This is a genomic window from Haloarcula sp. CGMCC 1.2071, from assembly GCF_037078445.1.
Classification (GTDB): Archaea; Halobacteriota; Halobacteria; order Halobacteriales; family Haloarculaceae; genus Haloarcula; species Haloarcula amylolytica.
In genome coordinates this window covers 103,066-122,633 of record NZ_JAYMGY010000004.1, presented here as the reverse complement: position 1 = coordinate 122,633, position 19,568 = coordinate 103,066, and the positions used below count along the sequence as shown (strand labels likewise).

Annotated in this window: 26 protein-coding genes; 11 read left to right on the top strand and 15 right to left on the bottom strand. The window is 55.1% G+C overall.

The features are described 5' to 3' along the window. Window positions 1-16: 16 nt before the first annotated feature. Genes VI234_RS10850 through VI234_RS10830 form a run of 5 tightly spaced genes read right to left on the bottom strand, consistent with a single transcriptional unit; the run spans window position 17 to window position 2,705 of the window. Window positions 17-1,531, bottom strand: coding sequence for a hypothetical protein (locus VI234_RS10850; RefSeq protein WP_336330003.1), 1,515 nt, complete (start codon window positions 1,529-1,531; stop codon window positions 17-19). Then, window positions 1,528-1,674 carry a hypothetical protein gene (locus VI234_RS10845; RefSeq protein ID WP_336330002.1) on the bottom strand — a complete coding sequence of 49 codons (147 nt, stop codon included), beginning with the start codon at window positions 1,672-1,674 and terminating at the stop codon, window positions 1,528-1,530. The genes VI234_RS10850 and VI234_RS10845 overlap by 4 nt, the downstream gene beginning before the upstream one ends. Further along, window positions 1,667-1,936 carry a hypothetical protein gene (locus VI234_RS10840; RefSeq protein WP_336330001.1) on the bottom strand — a complete coding sequence of 90 codons (270 nt, stop codon included), beginning with the start codon at window positions 1,934-1,936 and terminating at the stop codon, window positions 1,667-1,669. Before VI234_RS10840 ends, VI234_RS10845 begins: the two co-directional genes overlap by 8 nt. Next, the gene (locus VI234_RS10835; RefSeq protein WP_336330000.1) at window positions 1,933-2,529 is read right to left on the bottom strand and encodes a hypothetical protein; all 597 of its coding nucleotides are present in this window, start codon (window positions 2,527-2,529) and stop codon (window positions 1,933-1,935) included. Before VI234_RS10835 ends, VI234_RS10840 begins: the two co-directional genes overlap by 4 nt. Then, window positions 2,526-2,705 (bottom strand): hypothetical protein, encoded by a 180-nt coding sequence (locus tag VI234_RS10830; RefSeq protein WP_336329999.1) that lies wholly within the window; start codon window positions 2,703-2,705, stop codon window positions 2,526-2,528. The genes VI234_RS10835 and VI234_RS10830 overlap by 4 nt, the downstream gene beginning before the upstream one ends. Before the next feature lie 155 nt (window positions 2,706-2,860). On the opposite strand from VI234_RS10830, the gene VI234_RS10825 reads away from it, so the two are divergent. Then, complete coding sequence (locus tag VI234_RS10825; protein ID WP_336329998.1) at window positions 2,861-3,115, top strand: hypothetical protein; 255 nt, start codon at window positions 2,861-2,863, stop codon at window positions 3,113-3,115. Between the two features lie 9 nt (window positions 3,116-3,124). On the opposite strand, the gene VI234_RS10820 is transcribed toward VI234_RS10825, so the two are convergent. The 3 genes from VI234_RS10820 to VI234_RS10810 form a co-directional block, all read right to left on the bottom strand. After that, complete coding sequence (locus VI234_RS10820; protein ID WP_336329997.1) at window positions 3,125-3,901, bottom strand: hypothetical protein; 777 nt, start codon at window positions 3,899-3,901, stop codon at window positions 3,125-3,127. Window positions 3,902-3,903: 2 nt separating this feature from the next. Next, on the bottom strand, window positions 3,904-4,464 hold the full coding sequence (locus tag VI234_RS10815; protein ID WP_336329996.1) for an NUDIX hydrolase: 561 nt from the start codon (window positions 4,462-4,464) through the stop codon (window positions 3,904-3,906). A gap of 224 nt (window positions 4,465-4,688) precedes the next feature. After that, on the bottom strand, window positions 4,689-5,285 hold the full coding sequence (locus VI234_RS10810) for a site-specific integrase (RefSeq protein WP_336329995.1): 597 nt from the start codon (window positions 5,283-5,285) through the stop codon (window positions 4,689-4,691). Between the two features lie 213 nt (window positions 5,286-5,498). Here VI234_RS10810 and VI234_RS10805 point away from each other — a divergent pair, with 213 nt between their 5' ends. Next, window positions 5,499-6,065, top strand: coding sequence for a hypothetical protein (locus VI234_RS10805; protein WP_336329994.1), 567 nt, complete (start codon window positions 5,499-5,501; stop codon window positions 6,063-6,065). 129 nt (window positions 6,066-6,194) lie between these two features. Here the strand turns inward: VI234_RS10805 and VI234_RS10800 are convergent, their stop codons facing one another. Together VI234_RS10800 and VI234_RS10795 are read right to left on the bottom strand one after the other, a co-directional pair. Then, entirely contained in the window at window positions 6,195-6,860 is a 666-nt protein-coding gene (locus VI234_RS10800; protein ID WP_336329993.1) for a hypothetical protein, read from the bottom strand. Next, a complete protein-coding gene (locus VI234_RS10795; protein WP_336329992.1) occupies window positions 6,857-9,253 on the bottom strand; it encodes an outer membrane protein assembly factor BamB family protein in 2,397 nt (798 codons plus the stop codon). The genes VI234_RS10800 and VI234_RS10795 overlap by 4 nt, the downstream gene beginning before the upstream one ends. A gap of 207 nt (window positions 9,254-9,460) precedes the next feature. Here VI234_RS10795 and VI234_RS10790 point away from each other — a divergent pair, with 207 nt between their 5' ends. Beyond that, window positions 9,461-10,456 carry a Cdc6/Cdc18 family protein gene (locus tag VI234_RS10790; RefSeq protein ID WP_336329991.1) on the top strand — a complete coding sequence of 332 codons (996 nt, stop codon included), beginning with the start codon at window positions 9,461-9,463 and terminating at the stop codon, window positions 10,454-10,456. Between the two features lie 80 nt (window positions 10,457-10,536). Here the strand turns inward: VI234_RS10790 and VI234_RS10785 are convergent, their stop codons facing one another. Further along, window positions 10,537-11,280, bottom strand: coding sequence for a hypothetical protein (locus VI234_RS10785; protein ID WP_336329990.1), 744 nt, complete (start codon window positions 11,278-11,280; stop codon window positions 10,537-10,539). A gap of 290 nt (window positions 11,281-11,570) precedes the next feature. Between VI234_RS10785 and VI234_RS10780 the strand changes: the two genes are divergently transcribed. From VI234_RS10780 to VI234_RS10765, 4 genes are read left to right on the top strand one after another with little or no spacing between them, the layout of a single operon-like run. Then, window positions 11,571-11,846, top strand: coding sequence for a hypothetical protein (locus VI234_RS10780; protein ID WP_336329989.1), 276 nt, complete (start codon window positions 11,571-11,573; stop codon window positions 11,844-11,846). Next, window positions 11,843-12,529: a hypothetical protein gene (locus tag VI234_RS10775; RefSeq protein ID WP_336329988.1), complete on the top strand. Its 687-nt coding sequence runs from the start codon at window positions 11,843-11,845 to the stop codon at window positions 12,527-12,529. Before VI234_RS10780 ends, VI234_RS10775 begins: the two co-directional genes overlap by 4 nt. Continuing rightward, window positions 12,529-12,774, top strand: coding sequence for a hypothetical protein (locus VI234_RS10770; RefSeq protein WP_336329987.1), 246 nt, complete (start codon window positions 12,529-12,531; stop codon window positions 12,772-12,774). Before VI234_RS10775 ends, VI234_RS10770 begins: the two co-directional genes overlap by 1 nt. A gap of 3 nt (window positions 12,775-12,777) precedes the next feature. Next, entirely contained in the window at window positions 12,778-14,889 is a 2,112-nt protein-coding gene (locus tag VI234_RS10765; protein ID WP_336329986.1) for a type B DNA-directed DNA polymerase, read from the top strand. Between the two features lie 38 nt (window positions 14,890-14,927). Here the strand turns inward: VI234_RS10765 and VI234_RS10760 are convergent, their stop codons facing one another. The 4 genes from VI234_RS10760 to VI234_RS10745 all read right to left on the bottom strand — a co-directional run bounded on the left by VI234_RS10760 (window position 14,928) and on the right by VI234_RS10745 (window position 16,358). Next, window positions 14,928-15,158: a type II toxin-antitoxin system HicB family antitoxin gene (locus VI234_RS10760; RefSeq protein WP_336329985.1), complete on the bottom strand. Its 231-nt coding sequence runs from the start codon at window positions 15,156-15,158 to the stop codon at window positions 14,928-14,930. 120 nt (window positions 15,159-15,278) lie between these two features. Further along, complete coding sequence (locus VI234_RS10755; RefSeq protein ID WP_336329984.1) at window positions 15,279-15,488, bottom strand: hypothetical protein; 210 nt, start codon at window positions 15,486-15,488, stop codon at window positions 15,279-15,281. After that, window positions 15,488-15,871 carry a hypothetical protein gene (locus VI234_RS10750; RefSeq protein WP_336329983.1) on the bottom strand — a complete coding sequence of 128 codons (384 nt, stop codon included), beginning with the start codon at window positions 15,869-15,871 and terminating at the stop codon, window positions 15,488-15,490. Before VI234_RS10750 ends, VI234_RS10755 begins: the two co-directional genes overlap by 1 nt. A gap of 223 nt (window positions 15,872-16,094) precedes the next feature. Beyond that, entirely contained in the window at window positions 16,095-16,358 is a 264-nt protein-coding gene (locus tag VI234_RS10745; protein ID WP_336329982.1) for a winged-helix domain-containing protein, read from the bottom strand. A 249-nt stretch (window positions 16,359-16,607) separates the two neighbouring features. On the opposite strand from VI234_RS10745, the gene VI234_RS10740 reads away from it, so the two are divergent. The 4 genes from VI234_RS10740 to VI234_RS10725 all read left to right on the top strand — a co-directional run bounded on the left by VI234_RS10740 (window position 16,608) and on the right by VI234_RS10725 (window position 19,275). Next, window positions 16,608-16,811, top strand: a complete 204-nt coding sequence (locus VI234_RS10740; RefSeq protein WP_336329981.1) for a hypothetical protein — start codon at window positions 16,608-16,610, stop codon at window positions 16,809-16,811. Beyond that, complete coding sequence (locus tag VI234_RS10735; RefSeq protein WP_336329980.1) at window positions 16,808-17,287, top strand: hypothetical protein; 480 nt, start codon at window positions 16,808-16,810, stop codon at window positions 17,285-17,287. Before VI234_RS10740 ends, VI234_RS10735 begins: the two co-directional genes overlap by 4 nt. Next, the gene (locus tag VI234_RS10730; RefSeq protein WP_050037893.1) at window positions 17,284-17,871 is read left to right on the top strand and encodes a J domain-containing protein; all 588 of its coding nucleotides are present in this window, start codon (window positions 17,284-17,286) and stop codon (window positions 17,869-17,871) included. The genes VI234_RS10735 and VI234_RS10730 overlap by 4 nt, the downstream gene beginning before the upstream one ends. A gap of 225 nt (window positions 17,872-18,096) precedes the next feature. Next, window positions 18,097-19,275 carry a tyrosine-type recombinase/integrase gene (locus VI234_RS10725; RefSeq protein ID WP_336329979.1) on the top strand — a complete coding sequence of 393 codons (1,179 nt, stop codon included), beginning with the start codon at window positions 18,097-18,099 and terminating at the stop codon, window positions 19,273-19,275. Window positions 19,276-19,568 lie beyond the last annotated feature (293 nt).

Here is a 19,568-nt window from a genome sequence, read left to right as displayed (position 1 = left end):
GCGTCCGTCATCGGAATCACGCCCCTCGCGATGGCCCAATGAACGGAACGAGGCCTTTGACGTACGCCCAGAGACTGCCCAGCGTGGCCAGCGCGCCACCGACGAGCGGGATGCTACCGAGCCCGCCGCCATCGCCGCCAGGCCCCATCACGGCTGCTCCAGCGGTTGCGAAGGCGTCCTGTGTGGTCTGGAACTCGTTCTCCTGCAGCTGGAGATTGAGAACGACGTAGTTCGTCTGGCCCGGCTGGAGCGTGTCGTCGACGGTGACGTTCGCGCCCTGCGAGCTGAACGAGGACGTGATGTCCGTCCAGGAGCTGATGTTCTTCGGCGCTGTGTCACCCACACCTTCGGCGTAGCTGACCTCGATGTACCGGTCGGCGAGGAACGCCTGCGTCTGGGTGGTTTTGACGTCCGCGTACGACAGTTCGTACGCCGATGGGAGGCCGGTCGGCATGTAGATCGTCGCCGTCCCGTAGTACCCCGGCCGCTGGTCGGTCTGGTTGAATTCGGTCACGATTTCGTCAGCGTCGCGGTCGCTCCGGTTGCTGGCGAAGTCAATCGTGAGGTCGTGGACGATTCCCTTCTGGAACGTCTGGCCCATCGAATCCAGCGACGTGATCGAGACAGCGCCCGGCGAGGATACTTCCTTGAGCGTCGTCTCCTCGAGCTCGCCGTCGCCGTTCGTGTCTTTCAGCTGAGTGCCGAGGTCCCAGGTCGACATCTTCTGGACGTTCACCGCTGTGACGGAGACGTCCGCATCGCCCTCTGCGATGACGACTTCCGTCTTCTCGATGTTGTCGAACGTGCCGTCACCGTCTGCAACGAGTTCCATATCGCCAAGCTGGCGCTGGAACACGTAGCCTTCGCCCTGGGCGCTCCCGATGAGGTCCTCACCGGAACTCCGGGACGGGTTCACTTCGGCGGCATAGTAGTCGCCGTTCTCGTCGACAACCCGCACGTCGACGGTGGCTCCCGAGTCGAGTTGGTTGACGTCCATCGCGACCTGCAGATATCGCTTCTTCTCGTCACTTGTGACCGAGAAGTTCGAATAGGTCGCCGTGGCCGTGTCACCGGAGCCCATCGAGCCGCCGGTTGCGATGTTCACCGCGTCGACGCCGGGTGCGGTCTCGACATCGCTCGTTGAGAGGCCCGTGTTCGTCGTGTCGCTGACCGAGGTTGACCACTCGCTCGCGTCGAGCGCGCTGGCCGAGTTGTCGGATTCGGCACTCTTCCGTGGGAAGACGCCGTAGTCAGCGACCTCGATGTCCGTCGCGACGAACGAGTAAGGGTTGTCGACTGACTCGTTGACGTGCGAGGGATGGGTGACGAGTTCGCCGTTGTTGTTCTCGTACTGGATGGGATCCCAGCTGACGTTGTACGACTGAATCGTGACCTCGCCAGAGGTAGTTGTGTCCGCTACGGTCGTACCGCTCTGTTGGGCCGCCACCGTGCCGGTCCCGGCGACCACCGAGGCGACAAGTAAGACGACCAGAAACAGCGAGCGGGCTGCTGTGAATGGTTTGTTAGTCATTTGAATTGTGTGCCCGTCGTCGGGTGGGCGATCCCCTGGTTGTCGGTCTGTGCCTCAGAGAAGTCGAACAACTCTGCATCGCGCAGTTCGCGGATGTACTCACGGAACGCATCGGACATCCGGATGTCTGGTAGGTCAGACATCGTCACCCCACGCGAGCATGAATCCTGACAGGAGGATACTCAGCGAGAGGAGACCACCGAACGCCGTCAATGCCAGTGAGAAGGAGCCAGATAGCGACTGCCAGCTCATCGCAAACGAGAGTATAAGGAAGGCGCCTGAACCGAGGTTGATCCCGGCGACAGCCGCCCCAGCAAACGAGTTGATGAGTTGGTCTGCAGCCGTGTGCAGGGACTCGTCAACACTGTCCCAACCATCGCGAACGCGTGTGATGGTCCCAGTCACGGCTGGCCCTCCTGGAGGCGCTCAAGTTCGGTGACCAAGACATCGTCTCGGACGGCTCCGCTGCCCTCCTGGTCGACGGCGTCGATGATCTGGTCGAGCCGGTCCGCGCCACCGTCAGTTGCCGCGAGACGGCCGGCAGCTGTCGACTCCGTGTCGGTTCGGGATGGGATCTGCATCCGACGTCGGTCAGCATCGGCCGAAGCGCAGTCGCCAGAGCAGTAGTCAAAGGTCGCCGTCCGGCGCTGAAGCACCACCGAGAGCGGTCCCAGTCGGCCCCGCCGCGGGTCCGAACTGCAGTAGGCTTCGATGTGCTCATCGTGGCCGTCGTGACTGGAGTGAGCGACCACTCGGTCGCCGCAGTGGTCGCACAAGGCGTCTATCTCCGGCGTGGCGCTTTCGTAGGCTACCGCCCCGCCGAGCAGGACGGCTCCGGTGCCGACCAGGAGTCCCTCGACGACCCCGCCGCCGACGGTCACTGCAGTCATGAGCGTCCAGGCGGCGTAGGCCAGGCCGCCGACAGTGAGGCCGACGCCGAGCCAACCCAGCACGGAGAGGTCTGACCTGCGGGCAGTGTCGACTTCGATGAGGCTCACGCGCCACCTCCGGCCAGTTCCGCGGTTGGGAGTTCGCGACTCGCACCGGCGGCTTCGTGCCGGGCTCGCTCGCGGCGGTGCTCGTCGACGTTGTGCCAGTCGATTCGATACGGTCGGTGCGCGGTCTCAGCCGCGCTATCCGGCGGATTCTCGCCGCCGGCCCGTTTAGTCGTCATGGGTAGGGGTACTCCCCCGCGGCTAGGCCGCGGGTTGGCCGGCGATGTGGCTATCAGGCCATATACCCGCCGCTAAGGTACAGAAAATGGGGATGGACGTTACACGAAGTCACCATAGAAGCAACACATAATAGCCATGAACTTGCCACTCCGCTATGCAGAAACTACAGAACCGAAGCGGGTCCGGTCTCGTGACGCTGCCGAAGGACTTTCTCGAACGTGACGGGTTGATCGACGATGCTGGTGAGCCCGACGAGGCGCATCTGACCGTCGACCGACTGGGCGAGCGCGCCTACGTCGTTCGCGTCTGTGACGGCGACGTTCCCGAGTTGTCCGAGTGTGAGGCTGTCCAGCGGCTCGCTGCCGAGCGAATCATCAACAAGGACGCGTTCGAACTGACAAGGGAATAGAGTAACTCTTCAATTTTTACTTTTGAGCTCCTCTAAAACAACAGTGTAGTCAACGGTCCGCTCATCAGTCCAAATGTCGTCATAATAGCTGTTTAACGCAGCAATCAAGTCTGAATCCTCTGTCCAAAACAATGGTGAATCTCGAAAATCAACTACTGATGGACTGAATGTGAATCCCGCCTCTCGATTCCCATGAACGTCTTCGTATATTGCCATACGAATCCAAGGCGTATGCCAGTATGAAGATATTGTTACATTTTCCCAATCATCTTCCCCAGACGCATATGTTTTGAGACGGTGGTACATGCCCTCAAGACGCCCGAGGCTTGCATCTGCATCAAGACTCGTCTTTAGATGGCGAATTAGCTCATTCCCTGTGTATTTTCCTATCGGATTTCCCGATTGTTCAGGACGCATAACGAGGAGGTGCTTTTCGACATTCGGATTGCAGAACGCTTCGTAATCATCCTGATTCTTTTGTCCTTCAAGATTACCGGACAACCGTCGTATCTTTACTGCATCCTCGGCTGCCTTACTGATTCGCCGCCCATACTCTTCACCATCTTCAATAAGTTCGACTTCAGTCTCGCTTCCGAAGAGATCGTCAAGAAACTCCGATTTGCCCTCGGCTTTGAGTTCCTCATCTTGCTTTCCAGTCAATCGCCCCAATTGATGTACCACATAGTGTCGTCGGGCAATCAGCGCGATTACTAAGGCAATGATACTTGCAAGAGAGCCGATAGAAGTAATTGAGAGTGATTCGAGTTGAAGCACAGTAACAGCCATCTTTAGAAGTCACCTGAACATTCATTTTGTCTGAGTTGATATAGAAACAGTCCGGTCAATGTCTTTGCGTCAAGAATCTCACCGGCTGCCGCTGCAGTGAGTACATCCTTGAGCGACTTTGTGCAAACCTCGGTTGCTTCCATCGGTTTACTTGCTGGTTCGGAGTTTTGTGTGCACCCCGTAGCTAAGAAATGGAAATGGCGTCCGTTTGAGAATCCATTATCTACCTCAATCGTATTCATCAATTCTAAGCAGTCAGCTGTATATCCCGTTTCTTCTTCGAGTTCGCGAAAAGCGGCAGCCTTGGGGCTTTCGTCATTTTCGATACTTCCACCTGGTAATCCAGTTGCGTTACGTTTGACTGCTTGACGCCATTCAGTAATTGTGACGACTTTTTCATCAGACGTTATTGGAAATACTACTACTGCATCGGGTTCATCTAAATAATCGAACTCTGCAGAAGTACCATTAGGAAGTTCGACTAGATCACGTTGAATTACAATTGGTGGGTTGTTATACAGCGTTGTCGTTCCCTTTGTTTCCCACTCTCTCTCCTCAGACATGGCTGTAGTAACACGAGTCAATAGTATCAGGGTTTCCATCAATATAGACTTGTATTGAAGCCGGCGAGAATGATATCAGCCCAACTTTGACCCTTAATAAGTGCGTGTATTGGAATTTGGCTCGAATTTGATGATAGGGCTTATTTCACTGAATTGCCATGCTATTATGACATTGATTCGTTTTCTGAGCTAATCACTTCCCCGTAGAGGTTATTCGCAAACTGTCAGTAGCCGATTTCTGCGAACGCGTCGTCGATCACGTCCTCACTCGGAGCGTTCAGGTAGGGTTCGATAGCGGCGAAGGAGTCCCAGCCGCCGACGGCCATCACCACGCGCGGGTTCACCTGCTCGTCGACCAGAAGGCGCTGGGCGAACCGGCGGCGGAGATCGTGCGTACTCACCTTCTCGAAGTCGTCGTCGCCAGTCGCTTCCGCAGCTCGGGCAGCGGTGCGGCGGACGACCGCGCGGACGCTGGGCTGTTTCAGATCGATAAAGGGGTCTTTCGGCGCGATGTTGTGCTCGTTCTGGTAACGCTGGAGGTCGCGCTCGACGCTGTCGGGGAGGTAGGCGTCGCGGGGCTTCCCACCGTTGCCCGCCGTGTCCTTCCCAGCGCGGACGCGGAGGCGGTACTGTCCGCTGTCGGTCGCCTTCACGTCGACGGGACGGACCTGCGGAATCTCGAAGGCGCGCAGGCCGACGAACGCGCCCAGTTGGATAATGAGGTCGTCGCGCTGGCTGTTCGTGGCTCGGCGGAGGTCCTCGATCTCGCTGTCGGTGAGCCAGACCTTGTGTTCGTTCCCGTCGGTGGCTTCTATTCGCATTACGATTACTTTAGTTTCCGTTAGGATAGTGGTTGCGGACGGCGTGAACAGTGCGTAGACACACCGGGTTTCGAGTGAAAATCGGGCTGTTTGTTACGACTTGTTATACAAGTCGTCATTCTAAGCAATCGATTCAATTCAGGATTTGCTGAACGTAGCAGTCCTCAGTAAATATATGAACCTGTAGAATATTTCTAAGGGTAGAACTCATTTATGTCAGAACCCTCCAAAGGCCACAATTATGCAAAAACCGAACTCTCAGACGCACATGGAGCAATTGACGAAAGTAACTACACCGGGGCTGCCCTCTTTGTCCACAATGCACGAGCGGAAATTCAGAATTATGGTATAGACTACGGGCCAATTACAGACCGATTTGATGGGGTTTACGACGATTATATGCGAGAAGTTGCTAAATCCGGGGCCAACAAAACATTTCTTATGGACTATGAGACCTATCCTGAACACATTCAAGAAGAAGAGATAGATGACGGTCTTCTCCATGATAAACTCGACCATCTGGAGAGTCTCGAAAAACAGATGAGCAACCTCAATGGGAAATGGAGTCAGTATTTCGACCCCAGGAATCCAGAAAGGACATCTTTAGATGAGTTTGAAGCTGAAAATCTGAATCTTAATGATCTGGTTTGTATCCGGTGTGGCGAAGATATGGGATTGAAAATTGGTTCATCCCTTTCGGACTTACCCGGTGACGCTGGTCTTTGTAGAAAATGCCTCTTCCACCTAATTGTTCTCAAGCATGAGGAGCCAGTCGTATAACTAAGTCCCACATTCTTTCTGCCGTCATGGAAGGTCGAACCTCATCTGACTGAATATCGACTTGTCTGAGAAGTCGTAAAGCACTGGTATAGAATATAAACGCTCGATACCTTCAGAAAGACAAAAATATCAATCTGACTTGTTCATATAGAACCTACTGAAATCGTCAATAAGATGTTGTGTGTCATCCAATGTTTTCCCTCTAGCAATGAGAAGTTTATTTGCTTCACCCTTCTCATACGTCAACGGGCCGAATGCCACAGTGACAGGGCCATCATATATTGAAAATCGGATTGATTGGTTTGCAACTTTTGTCTCATATTCTGCAAATGATTCACCATCAGTCCAAAGAATACGTAGTAGCTCAGTAATATCATCCAAGGCGTCAGCGTCCACGTGGAGTATGACTCGATCACCATTCTTTTCATCGGATGGGGTAGCTTGCACTCGATAGACTGATCTCGATACCTTGGCCTCCTCGGATTGCACATCAACTGGTGTATAATCAAAATCCGGCATACGGGCCGTGCGAGATACTGGGGCTTCTACTGTCACGTCTTGACCGAGGCTCCAAAGAGAATCTGTACTAGATTCTACAGGAGTGCTGGATTGGGTTTGGTTTTTGATTGATTCGTTCGATTGTCTGTCAGAGTCCGAAATTAATGTAACAGCGCCTAATGCTGCGACAACGCTAGTGACTCCGCCAGCGGCGAGTAGTGCCCGGCGTGAGATATGGCGATCGTCTGACTCCATATGGTTCTCATTGTTGTCAACTGTATTTGGGTTCTCTTTCATGTTTCGGGGAAAATTGACTGCTTACCGTGAATCTCTTTATTCAATGAATTGTTGTAGCGATCACGAGCCAAATGAAATGTGCGGCCAGTCTGTGCAATTGTTAGGTGGCTTAGATTCTCAAGGTTGCGTCCGGTTTGAATGAATTGTTCAGCCGCTCTGTCGGTATTAAGTAATGCATCGTAGCCAATCCCTAGCAATCCATCAGATAACTGTTGCTGCATATGCCCAATTCCTAACCATGCTGCTGCGCCAAGTTGGTACGCTGTTTGCGACATCGCTTGGAGTCTGAGAATCCCCATTGGACCGAGTTTACTACTCTCAAGAACTTGTTCTAAATACAATATTTCATTCAATAGGGGACGCTGGGCAGATGTGAGTCCTTTTCCCAAGGCACTCTGGCGAGCTTGAGACTCTGCAACATTCGAGACACTTTCAACTGCCGCTCCTACTGCCAAACCGACTACCGCGGTGTACCCTGCTGTCCGAAGGCTGCTTACAGACGATCCGCTCAATGACACATTTGTCGTAATTGTATCTGCTTTTGTGATGATTTTTCGAACGGTGCTTGCTGATTGCGCAAGATTGGATACTGCTCCAATAGCTGCACCAACTTCCAGCATCGTCTGGCTAGTCCTGATTGCGTCCTTCGGCAACTGTGAGAAGGATCCATCAGGATTGGGGACTGCCTCATCAGCCCAGAGCAGTGTTGAGGAGCTTGCTGTGCTGGCTGCAAACTGGCGTCTGTATGGATCATTAATCTCTGTTGTTGCCCAATTAACTGCACTCCCGATAGCATCAGCTGTTGAAATAGCTGATGAAAGTGGATCAATATTGGCTAACGCAAGTGCACCACTCAATTCGCTAAGAATATTGGCTAATCGGGCCATCTGTTCAAGATTTTCAAAACTCTCATAATTTTTGTTGGATAGCTTGAGTCTTCGCTGAGCGCTGTAACTGTATAACTCCTCAAACGTATAACTAGTTGCAACATCCAAAGCCTGATCAGGGCCTAACAGCCGATATCTCTTTGTTGTGAACGCATAGCGGTCGGTATTCTCTTGCGGAATGTTTTGCAACACACGGTAGCGTTTCCCATTAATTATACCAGAATTGACTTGTGTTCCTTTCTGAAGTCGGCGGCGTAATTCAGTATGTGTCGCTGTTGGTGTTCTAACCGGTGTTCGTGAAGACGTCTCTGTTGATGAGCTAGTTTGTGATGGCGTTCCAGTGGCTGATTTGGTATTAACGGGCGTTGGAGTTGCAGTTTGACCCCTCCTTTTATTCCCGCTGGAGTGATGTCCAAGGGCACTAAGACGCACTCTAGAGCCAGAACTATCTTCAGAATGTTCTGTTTCAACAGCATATAAGTTGCCATTATTACACCCAATATAGACAATTCCGTCCACCACTGTTGGTGACGATTCGAAGAAGTACTTCGCTTCAAACTGCCATTGCTCTTCTCCGTTCATCGCGTCTACTGCATATAATTTACCAGCACTACTTTCTCCAAAATAGACGGTGTCATTTGCTACAGATGGTGATGAGAACACCTCAACGCCAGTCTCAAACCGCCACTGTTCAGCACCGGATTCAGCATCGATAGCATACAGATTACCCACGTAACTCCCAATATAAACCGTTCCGTCAAAGTATGTGGCTGACGAATTTACCACATGATCGATTTCAAATGTCCACTGTTCTTCCCCAGATTGTGCATTAACACTATACACGCCGGAATTACATCCGCCATAAACGGTCCCATCTACTACGGTGGGAGATGAATAAACGTACCCGGGGATACTTAGACGCCACTGCTCACTGCCGTCTTGTATATCAACTGCGTATAGGTTTTCACTTCCAAAATAGACATTCCCATTTGAAACCACCGGCGATGAAATCACACTTCTATGAGTTTCGAAACGCCACTGTTCCTCACCACTCTCCTCGCTTATCGCATATAGATTTCCATCGCTTGAGCCAACGTAAATAGTTCCGCCCAGTACTAATGGTGATGAGTTGACCTCATCATCAGCTTGGAATTGCCATCGCTTTTCACCACTTTCAGTATCAACTGCATACAAATTGTTATCTCCACTCCCAATGTAAACTGTGCCATCAGAGACCATTGGTGAAGACAGTATTTCACCACCAGTTTTGAAGCTCCATTTTTTCCCTCCCTCTACTGAGTCCACAGCATATAGCTTGTTATCATGACTTCCTACGTATACTGTTCCGTCAACTACTGTCGGTGATGATTTCACATCGCCACCGGTTTCAAACACCCATTTTGGATTGCCTGGACTGGATGTTTTTCCGTTCGACAAACTATTTCCAGTATATGCGTTATTTAATTTATTATATGGTTCATTCGTTGACCCTTTGTCACCTTTCATCCTATCTCGTAGGTATATATATTTTCCTCACAGATACATGTATTTGAAGATTTATTTACAATATTGGCATTTTGGTGAGTGAGGTTTTCATTGAAAATATAATAAATACAATAATATTATCGAATGTCCTTGTTCCACTTTCACTTTCACTTTCACTCCGGATATGGCTCGCTCTTTTAGTGGTCTCTGTTGACCATCCGAAACACAATGATTACCGACGCCAGAGCACTTCGCCCGGAGTTCGTGCCACGCGACCTCTACCATCGCGAGGGCCAGATCGACCATCTGTCTTCGCAACTCACGCCGTCGACGTTGGATCGGGGCGACCATGTCTTCATTTTCGGACCGAGTGGAGCCGGTAAGACGACAGTCGCGAAGTACACGCTCGGTCAGCTCGAAGCCGAGCATCTCGGTATCCGGTGGGCCTACGTAAACGGAATGAGCGACAATACGGATGCCGCCGTGATGCACAAAATCGTTCGCGATGTGGGACTCGGGGCCGATCTTCGCCGCGAGGGGACACCGACCTCGGTAGCCGTCGACCGACTTCGAGAATCTGACGACCGGATCATTGTGATTCTCGACGAAGTCTCCGTGATGGACGAACGGCCGTTGTATGTCCTCTACGAGATTCCCGGCGTCTCTATCATCTGTATCACAACCGATGAGGACGAGTGGCTGGCAGACCTCGACGAACGGGTGTATTCTCGGCTGAGCGCTGCCCCAGTCATCCGCTTAAATAAGTATAGTCATGCTGAGCTCGTAGACATCCTTGATGCTCGTGTGAACCACGGTTTGGTGTCTTCACGTGTCGACGACAACGCGGTCGCGTACATCGCAGACATTGCTGCCGGGAATGCACGCAATGGTATCGCCCTGCTGCGGCAGGCCGCCGCCTACGTCGAGGACAACGAGATGCGCGAGCTGACGACGGAGGTTGTCGACGCGATCGCCGACGACGCACAACGGGAGGTTACACAGCGGAAGATTCGTGCTCTCGGGACACATCAGCGACTTCTATTCCGGATCATTCGGCAGGCTGGCGAGATTGATGCCGGGACGTTGCACGCTCGCTACGAAGATCAGAGCGATTCGTCAAAGGCACGTCCGACGCGGCGACGGTATCTGCGAAGCCTGAAACAGTATAATCTCATCGACGACGACGGGAACGGTCGCGGGAAGTCGTACCGGTCGTTGGTCTGATCCTCGTTTCTTTGATTCTGCGGTAATCCATGGTTGATGATAGTTTGTCGTATCGGTGCTGAATACACAGCGCGAGTCGGTCACCTCCAATCGCCAAACAGATTATAGATCGAAGAAAGTCTTGTTCCGAGTTGGCTGTGTGTCTGATTACTTTCGATGTCCCAGCCCTGCTCTTCGAGTCGCTTAACAATCCCCTCACGATGCATCTCACCTACAAGAATCAGCGCCTTGTCGTAATCCTTCTCTGTTGTATATTCAACGATATTCTCAACCATCACTTGATTTCTTTTGCTGGAGTTAGTCGGGTTGACTACAGTGAATATATGGACTAATCCGGGCAGGACGGGGAAGAATAGCAGATATGAATGCCACTGCTGGTAGAAGAACCAGGGAAAACTCTTGTCGGATAGATATACGAACTCCTCGGGTTGTATTAAGATAACAATTGAACCGAGTGCTGCAAAAAGTAGCAAAGTCCATCGAAGCGATCTATCAGTAAAACCCCAAATCTCTCTATGTTCTGCATCAATACGCTTATTTGAATCAATTTCAGCTTCATCAACAGGATCTTGCTGTGCTATGCCGAGTTTATCACTGACCTCGTGAAAGTATCGTTCTGCGGTTGTGAGGAACATCGCCCCAATGGCATAATATTCGAATCCAAATTTGGAGTTTTGAAGGCTATACACTGGCTCCCTTCCTTCTACGAGAAGAGTATCCCATTCCTCCAGATTCCTTTCGAGGAGAGTATTTGCATCCTTATTCGAACCGTGGAACTCTCCCTGTACGATGGCTTCTTTTTTCGGGTCTGTGGGCCTACCCATTTGATATTAATATCTTATTCTCGTAGTGAATAACAAGATTTCCGGTAGTGACTACATCCTCTATATTCAGCAAGCGACTCTAATCACGAAATAGAGATTACAATAGAACCGTTCATTTCAAAACCACCAGACGGCGGTACTTCCGATCACTTCCGTTCATCTTCCGTTCATCGGCTATATTCAAGGGTTTCGGGCATATCAAACACACTCCTATCAAACAAATATGGCTGAAAACTATTTCCGTTCACCCGCGCCCCAGTCCTTTTACATACCACATCGTCGCCACGAGTATGCCGCGTACACAAGCGCCTGATCGAGTCGAGAGCGAGACCATCGACGGCAAAGACACGAAACTGTACATCTACTACAGCGACCCCGAGTACAACAGTCGGATTGAAGTCAAGCGTGACGAGTCATGGGAGTTCGGCGTCGACGGCGAAGCCGTCGCCACGCTGGTCTCGACAAGCGTAGTCGCCGACGATCTTCTCGCCGAGCCCGAGGTGCCCGAGTGGCTGGTCGAATCGCTGCTGGGGTTAGGAATCGAGAAGATCGAGGGGGAGGCATGAAGCGCGTTCCCCAGGCCAGCCCAGATGCGAGTTTGCCCGACCTGGAACCGGGCCTGACGCTGTTGGAGACACCGGACGCCCGGTCAACAGCGATTCACCAGCTGGCCCTCGATACGGTCCAGCAGGCCGACGGTGTCGCGTACTGGGTGGATGCCCGGAACACCAGTTCCTCGTACACGCTCCACGAAATGGCTCCCCATCGGCGTATTCTACGGCGGATTCGCCTTGCGAGGGGCTTTACCGCCTACCAGCACTTCCAGATAGTCCGACGCGTTATCAAGCAAGCCTCCGCGCGGACAGGGTGTGTCATACTGCCGAATCTGGCGTCGTTGTACCGTGACGACGACGTACCGGCTCACGAGGCCGAACCGATGCTCAACGCAGTCCTCGACGCGCTCTCCGAGGTGGCAGCTGTGTACGAGATTCCGGTGCTCGTGACCGATGCGGCCGGAGATGAACTCACTGAGATAGTATCGGAGCGAGTCGCTACGTCGTACGAATGCGAGCGGACGCCGATGGGCTATCGCTTCGTCGGAGAGGATTATGAGACGACCGTCTACTGGGCGGATGGGTACTGGCAAACGACGATTCCCTACTGGGTTGACTTGCTCGGCGTTGCCGAAGAGCAGGCCGACACCGCAGGAATCGGTCCGATCACGCCGGCCGTGCTGGGAGGTGCCTGATGGGCCGAACGAACCCGACCTATCGGGACTTCCTCGGTCGCTTCGAGGATCGATGTCAGCCGTTTCGGCGGGCGCTGCGGCGAGAGTACAAACCGGCCTTCGATGAGATATTTGCGGAGGCGAAACAGCACGCCGACGCCGCTGGCTACCTCAACAGTACTGATCCCGAGTTCGCCGTACTTCTGTCGGTGCTGGTCGCCCAACAGCAGGAAATTCAAACACTTCGTGAGGAGGTTCAGGACTGAACCATGCCACTGCTCACCTGCGAGTTTCGAGCAGAAGGAGTTCGAAAGTGGCACGCGACCAACGATGGGATCGAGCGTCGGCTCAATACCGATTACGAGCCCGCGTTGATGGTATCCGGCGATAATCTGGATGGGCTCCGGGATCGGCTTCAATCAGACCCGAAGGTCACCAGCACACGATACGACGAGTGGTTCACCTCGTTGGGTTCGGAGACGAAATCAACAGTCCTTCGTGTCGGTCTTGAGCGGGCGACTGAGGTTCGAACACTGGCCCACGAAATCCGACGGCTGTACGAAATAGAGCAGTTCCATCCCGGAGCGTTCCGATTGTTCAATGTTGACCTCGCGCCGCAGTTCCGGTACTGCGTCGAGACGGCCACCTCCCCGGTTCCGGAGCGGGACCTCCGCGTACTGGAGCTCGGTATCTCGGAGACCGCGCTCCGTGACCAGGACGTGACTGCGCTGACCGTCGACGGGAGCCAGCTCGGAGACAGCCCGGCGGCGGTTCTCGGGGCGCTCGACGAGCGGTTGCGAACTGTGGACCCTGACGTATTGTGCTGTTCGACAGCCCGAATCGTTCCGTTCTGTCACGAACAGGCCAGTGAGCAGGGGCTCGATGACTTTCGGCTCGGTCGGGCGGACGGCTACGAGAAGCTTGCCGGAGCCAGCACCTACGAGAGCTACGGGCAGGTCGGGCACTCGCCGGCTCGCTATCGCGTGCCGGGGCGGGCCGTCGTCGACGAGGCCAACTCGTTCCTCTTAGACGAGTCCGGCATCCCGGGTCTGCTCGACCTCGTCGAACGGTCCTGGCGGCCGCTTCAGGAGACCGCCTGGGGATCGATTGGAACGATACTGACGGCGATTCAGGTCCGCAAAGCGCTCGAACGCGACGTACTGATTCCGTGGAACAAGTGGGAACCGGAGCAGTTCAAAACGGTCGCGACGCTTCACGAGGCCGACCGTGGCGGCTTCACCTTCGCACCGGACGTAGGGATGCACGAGGACGTCGTCCAGATCGACTTCGGGTCACTGTACCCGAACATCATGTGTGAATACAACATCAGTCCGGAGACGGTCTGCTGTGACTGTCACGACACCGAGGACGTGCCCGGCATCGGGTACAGTATCTGTGACCGGGACGGGTTCATTCCTGAGGTTCTCCGTCCGATTATCGATGACCGTGCCGATATCAAGTCGGAGATCGCGTCGACGAGTGATTCGAAGCAGCGGCAAGCCCTCCAGGCGCGGTCGGATGCGCTGAAGTGGATTCTGGTCAGCTGTTTCGGCTACCAGGGGTATCGGAACGCCAAGTTCGGCCGGATCGAGTGTCACGAGGCGATCAACGCCTACGCCCGCGAGATTCTGCTGAACGCCAAAGAGACGCTCGAAGCGGGCGGCTGGCGGGTCGTTCACGGCATTGTCGACAGTCTCTGGGTCCAGCCCGTCGAGGGCGAACCCCAGACGCTCATTCCGGAGCTGTGTGACCGCATTTCCGAGCGGGAGTCCATCCCACTGGAGTTGGAGGACCGGTACGACTGGATCTGTTTCGTCCCGCTCAGTGATTCCGAGGCGGGGGCGCTCACGAAGTACTTCGGTCGCGTGGCAGGTGCGGACGAGCTCGTCACGAAAGGCATCGAGGCGGTCCAGCGGAGCACCCCGGCGTTTGTCGAGGCGCTCCAGCGTGACCTCATCTGGACACTCGACCGTGACCAGTCGCCAGAGGCCGTCTGCGAGCGGCTGTATCGCGGCATCCAGGCGCTCGAAGCGGGCAACGTCGACCCGCAGGATCTACTGATTCGAAAGCGTGTCTCCAAGGCAGTCGAGGACTACGACCAGCGAACGCAGACCGTCGCGGCCCTCCAGCGAGCGAAGGACCAGGGACTCCCTCGCCATCCCGGGCAGGATGTCGAGTATGTCGTCGTCGACGACGACCGCCGCTCGAAAGAGCGAGTACAGTTAGCTCACGAGTCCCTCGGTGAGTACGATACCGAGTTTTACCGGACGCTGGCGCTTCGGGCCGGTGAGAGTGTGCTTCGCCCGCTGGGGTGGGACCAGACGGATTACCGCCGCTATCTCCGCGGCACGACGACGCTCTCGCTGGAGGGGTTTCAGTGAGCGGCCGGCTTGTGAGTCCGAAACGAGACGCAGAGTCACTACGCGTTGGGATCGAGACCCATCTCTTGGAGTTCCTCGTCGGTGGGTTCGTGGCCGGCTTCCCCCTTGTGAAGCGCGACCGCGTCGTCGAGCATCTCCAGGGCATGCTCGCGGGTGTCGCCCTGCGTGGTGACGCCGGTTTCGATGTGGGTGATTACCCACCAGTCTCCCTCTCGCCACATCCGGATTTCGTCCTCGTGGATGTCTCCCTCACGCGTCGAACCGGTCATACCTCTAATTGCCGTATCAGTGGGATAAGCGTTCAGCCGTTGGCGGGATGGGGTTGTTGGAAGCGGCTATTCAGCCCACAGTCTATTTCAGCAGAGGTCCCACAGGCCAGAAAATCTGTACTACGATTTGGCGATGAGAATTTCCAGCGCGTACATCAGCACCACCGAGAGTACAACTGCCGACATCGCTGTGACTGTCCCGCCGGATGGCAGACCGACATTGTCGCCAATATTGAGATTGATGAACGCATAGGCGACGGCCAGAAATACAGCTATTTGGAGGGGCAAAAGCAGCGGTTCCAGTCGCTTTTTGAGGTCGGCCGCCGACATTATTCGATTCCTCTTGGAGGTTCGTTGGCCTCCTCATTAGAACCTTCGCTCGGTCGACCAAGCCTGTACAGATGGTACAGCAAAAAGCCGCTTCCAACCATCAGCGCCCATACTGCAATCAGCAACGAGTCAAGTCGCGGGATAATCCACTCCGCACCAGTACGCTCGCTGAGGTCGCCGAGTGTGTTCACACCGACTGCTGCCAGTACGACAATCGATCCGGTGAGGAGGCCGAATCCGAGTCGTGCGGCCCCCACGAATGGTTCATCACTATGTTCGAAAATGGTGTTTACGACGAACTGGAGTAGAATTGCGACCGCTGGTATTAAAAGCGCGACCAGTTCGACAAGCCGTAGACCAACAGCCACCCCGTCTGTTTGCATCGTCTCGTCAGGTGGGTGGCTCTGGCAAAAACGTGTTGTGGTTAGACCGTCGCGACGACAGTCGCAAACTCTCGCTGAGGCGGTATCTGGCGGAGGGGCAGGTCAACCAGCGCGGGAGGAATGGGGATTGGGAGAACGGGAATCGGTCGCCGTGGGAGTGGGGGGTGACGATAACGACCGATTGCCCGCTCGGGGGTGCAGATGCATGACTGATAAAGCCACCTTATTCAGATGGATCTGGCTCGTCACGGAGATCGGCTTCCTCATCAAGATATGCCTCGCCGCGCTCGGTGATAGCGTAATATTTCCCCTTCCCGGGAAGAATACGTACAAGGTCTGCACCTTCGAGTTTTGGCAATCTTCGAGTAATAGTTTTATACGAGATCTCGATACCTCTATCCTCGAAATTGTTTGCGATTCCCTGATAGTTGTGACCGGCACCGGTGTCTTTCAAAAATTCCAGGATGGCATCATCGCTGCCTGTCATCCAATTTGCTCGGTGCCGAGACATAGGTCCATCCCCGAAGAGCCATCTAAAACCCTCTTCGGAATCACCCATATTGTCCATAAATCTAGACATACTGTCCAATCATTTCCCCAAAGACTAATATCCGTGGGAAATCATTTGGACACTACGGTCGACGCGACGCTCCCTCAGGGTTGTAGCACTCTGGAAAACGGAGTGCGACACCGTGTCACCAGCACGGGTGTCGCGTCGGTTGCAGGAGCAACCGTGATGAACGCAACACACGGGGGCGACAAAAGCCTCCCGCACGATTCAGGCCGTTATGAACAGGCTACTAAGTGGAAAGTAAACATTACCTGTCCGTTCTGTGGCACGCCCGTCGACGGGCTTGCCGCAGATGACCGGACGTCCATCGATCCCTGCGGCCACAGCGCGGACGCGCTGACGACTGAGCGATTTCTGGAGCAAGCATGAGTGAAACCACCGACAGCGACGAGTGTCCCGACAGCATCGGACTGCGCGACATTGAGGACATCGGCGTCGCCGACGGCGAGTCCTGGGCTGAGGCCGCGGCGCGACTCCGCAAGCGTGACGACGACCGCTGGCACTACTGTATCTGTGGCGCACGGTACCGTTCACGCGGTCCGGCGCTGCTGTGCTGTAGCGAGCGGTTCACCGATGAGGAGTTGGTAGCTGACGGTGGTACGCCGACGGCCACAGAGACCAAACACTACGCCGACGGCTCGTTCGTCATCTGTCCCGACTGCGATGGTGACCTGAAATACCAGAACCCCGAGGTCGTCATCTGCTCTGACTGCAACGCCGAGTTCAGCCACTTCTACGCCGACAACGGGACGAACGAACTGTGCCGAGCGCCCGACATGGACCGGGTGACGACGGTCTACGACCCGGCCGACGACCAGCGTGAGTCGGGAGGTGCATCGGCGTGACGGCCATCGATTGGCCCCCGGGCTTCGACAGAACGCCTGAGCGCCGTCGTGAACCGAATCGGAACTTCGAGGCGTCCCTCGCACAGACGACCGAGGACCTCGCGACAGAGATGGACCGCCTCGACCCGTCTGAGTGGCGCGCGTCTATCGGGAGTTCACATACGAAGACGGACACGCTGCCACGGGCCAACGCTAGTCCCGATGATCCGGGGTTCGTCCTCCGCTGGACGAAGGACGGGCAACAGTTCGCTGTCGCGTGTGACCGCTATTCGCGGCTTCGAGACAACGTTCGCGAGGTCTACTTGTGGGTTCATGAGACCCGGATGCGGGGGAACCGCGCAGTCGTGACTGGTGAGAGCGAGTTCGCTGCGGCCCGACTCCCGGCCGGTGACGGTGAGACTGAGACGATTGCCGCGTCGCCACCGGCACACGAGGTCCTCGATGTCGCTCCGGACGCCCCTGACGGTGTCGTGGAAGCGGCGTTCCGTGAGAAAACGAAGGAGTTTCACCCGGATCACGGCGGGAGCTACGAGGAATTCAGACGACTCCAGAATGCGAAGGAGGCGATGGTCGATGACGCGTAATGCCACCCACGATAGGGGCTGTTGCAAAGCGTAGCGACTCGGCGGTTTCGGTCGGTTGGACTCACTGGTGGCGTTCCGGTTCGATTCCGGAAGGGTCCCTCGACGGCGAGCGCGTGTCAGATTGGTACCCTGGTCGCGCTCGCTGTCACTTTAGAGACCCATGCAAGACCACATAGAGCGCACAGTTGGTTGTTTCGGCCGTCGAGTAGCCGGAGGTGTCGGGGCGTGAGCGAAGACGAACCGGACGCCGACGAGCTGCTGGACGAACTACGTGACATGGTCGATTCCAGTGCCGATCTCGACTCTGTCGAGCCGCGCGAGGCATTCGACCTGTGGATGCAACAGCAGGAGATGGCCGATTCGACGGCCCAATCGTATCGCTATCGTGTCCAGCCGTTCTTGGAGTACTGTGACGAGGTTGGCATCGACGACCTGAGCGAGCTAACGACACGCGATATAAAAGAGTTCGAAGCCCGTCGCTGGGATTCGGACCTGCAGCGGAACACGCTGAACAACCAGTTCGGGACGCTCCGTCTGTGGTTCGATTACTGCCGGGACCTGAACGCGGTGTCGGAAGACGTGCTCCGGGCGTGGGAGGTTCCAGACCTCTCCAAGGAGGACCGGGTAAACACGGCGAAGCTCATCACCGACCGGGCTCAGGGGATTATAGACGAACTGGACCAGTTCAGATATGCTTCGCGGGAGCATGTTCTGATGCTCTTGTTGTGGCGGACGACAGCCAGAGTTGGTACGCTCCGGTCGCTGGATTTGTGTGATGTATATCTTGATGATGAGGACAAGCAACGCCTGCGTTCGGAGCTTGAAAGTGAGGGCTTCGCTCCTCATGTCGTCGAGAGCATCCTCGACGAGGCGTCGCTACCTTTCCTGTATCCCCGGCATCGCCCGGAGTCTGAAACGCCGCTGAAGAACAAGGCCGGTGGTGAACGTGTCATCAACATCGCCGGTTGGGTAGCTGATGTTCTCCGCGCGTATCTCCGTGTCAACCGTTCAGATGTCGTGGATGAGTACGACCGTGAGCCGTTGTTCAGTTCGAAGAAGGGTACGGGCAGACTGTCGAAGTCTGCGATGCGGAATTGGGTGTATGTCCTGACCCAGCCGTGTGAGTTTGGCGGTCCGTGCCCTCATGACCGAGACCCGGAGGAGTGTGAGGCTCGCGAGCATGGTCAGGGGTCGAAGTGTCCGAGTTCGCGGAGTCCACATAAGATTCGCACTGGTGCGATTACGCATCATCGTGATCAGGGCTGGCCAACTCCAGATCTCGCTCAGAAGGCGAACACGAGCGAGGAGTTGATTGAGGGCGTCTACGACCAGCCGGAACAGCTTATTCGCGGTGCCTCACGGCGCGAACACCTGGATAAGCTCGACGATTCAGATGATGGATAGAATTATGATAGGTCAGGTAAGTGTAAAAGGTAGAAGGGCATGGAAACCGCACGACAGCGCGGCATTGTGCTCGGCGGTCCCACTTCAAAATTCTGCGTAAGGAATACGACTTGACAGCAGCGGTTTCATATGGACCGCAAGGGTTGCGCTGCCACAGTGGTTGACGGAAGCGTCAAGCAGGCACCCAAGGCGGAAGCAGACGAAGGCTGACAGCCAAATTGTGATTTGTGCGGTCCTGCCAGAGCGAGACCGATTTCCTCTACACTTTTGTAACGCCGATAGCAAGCGAGGGG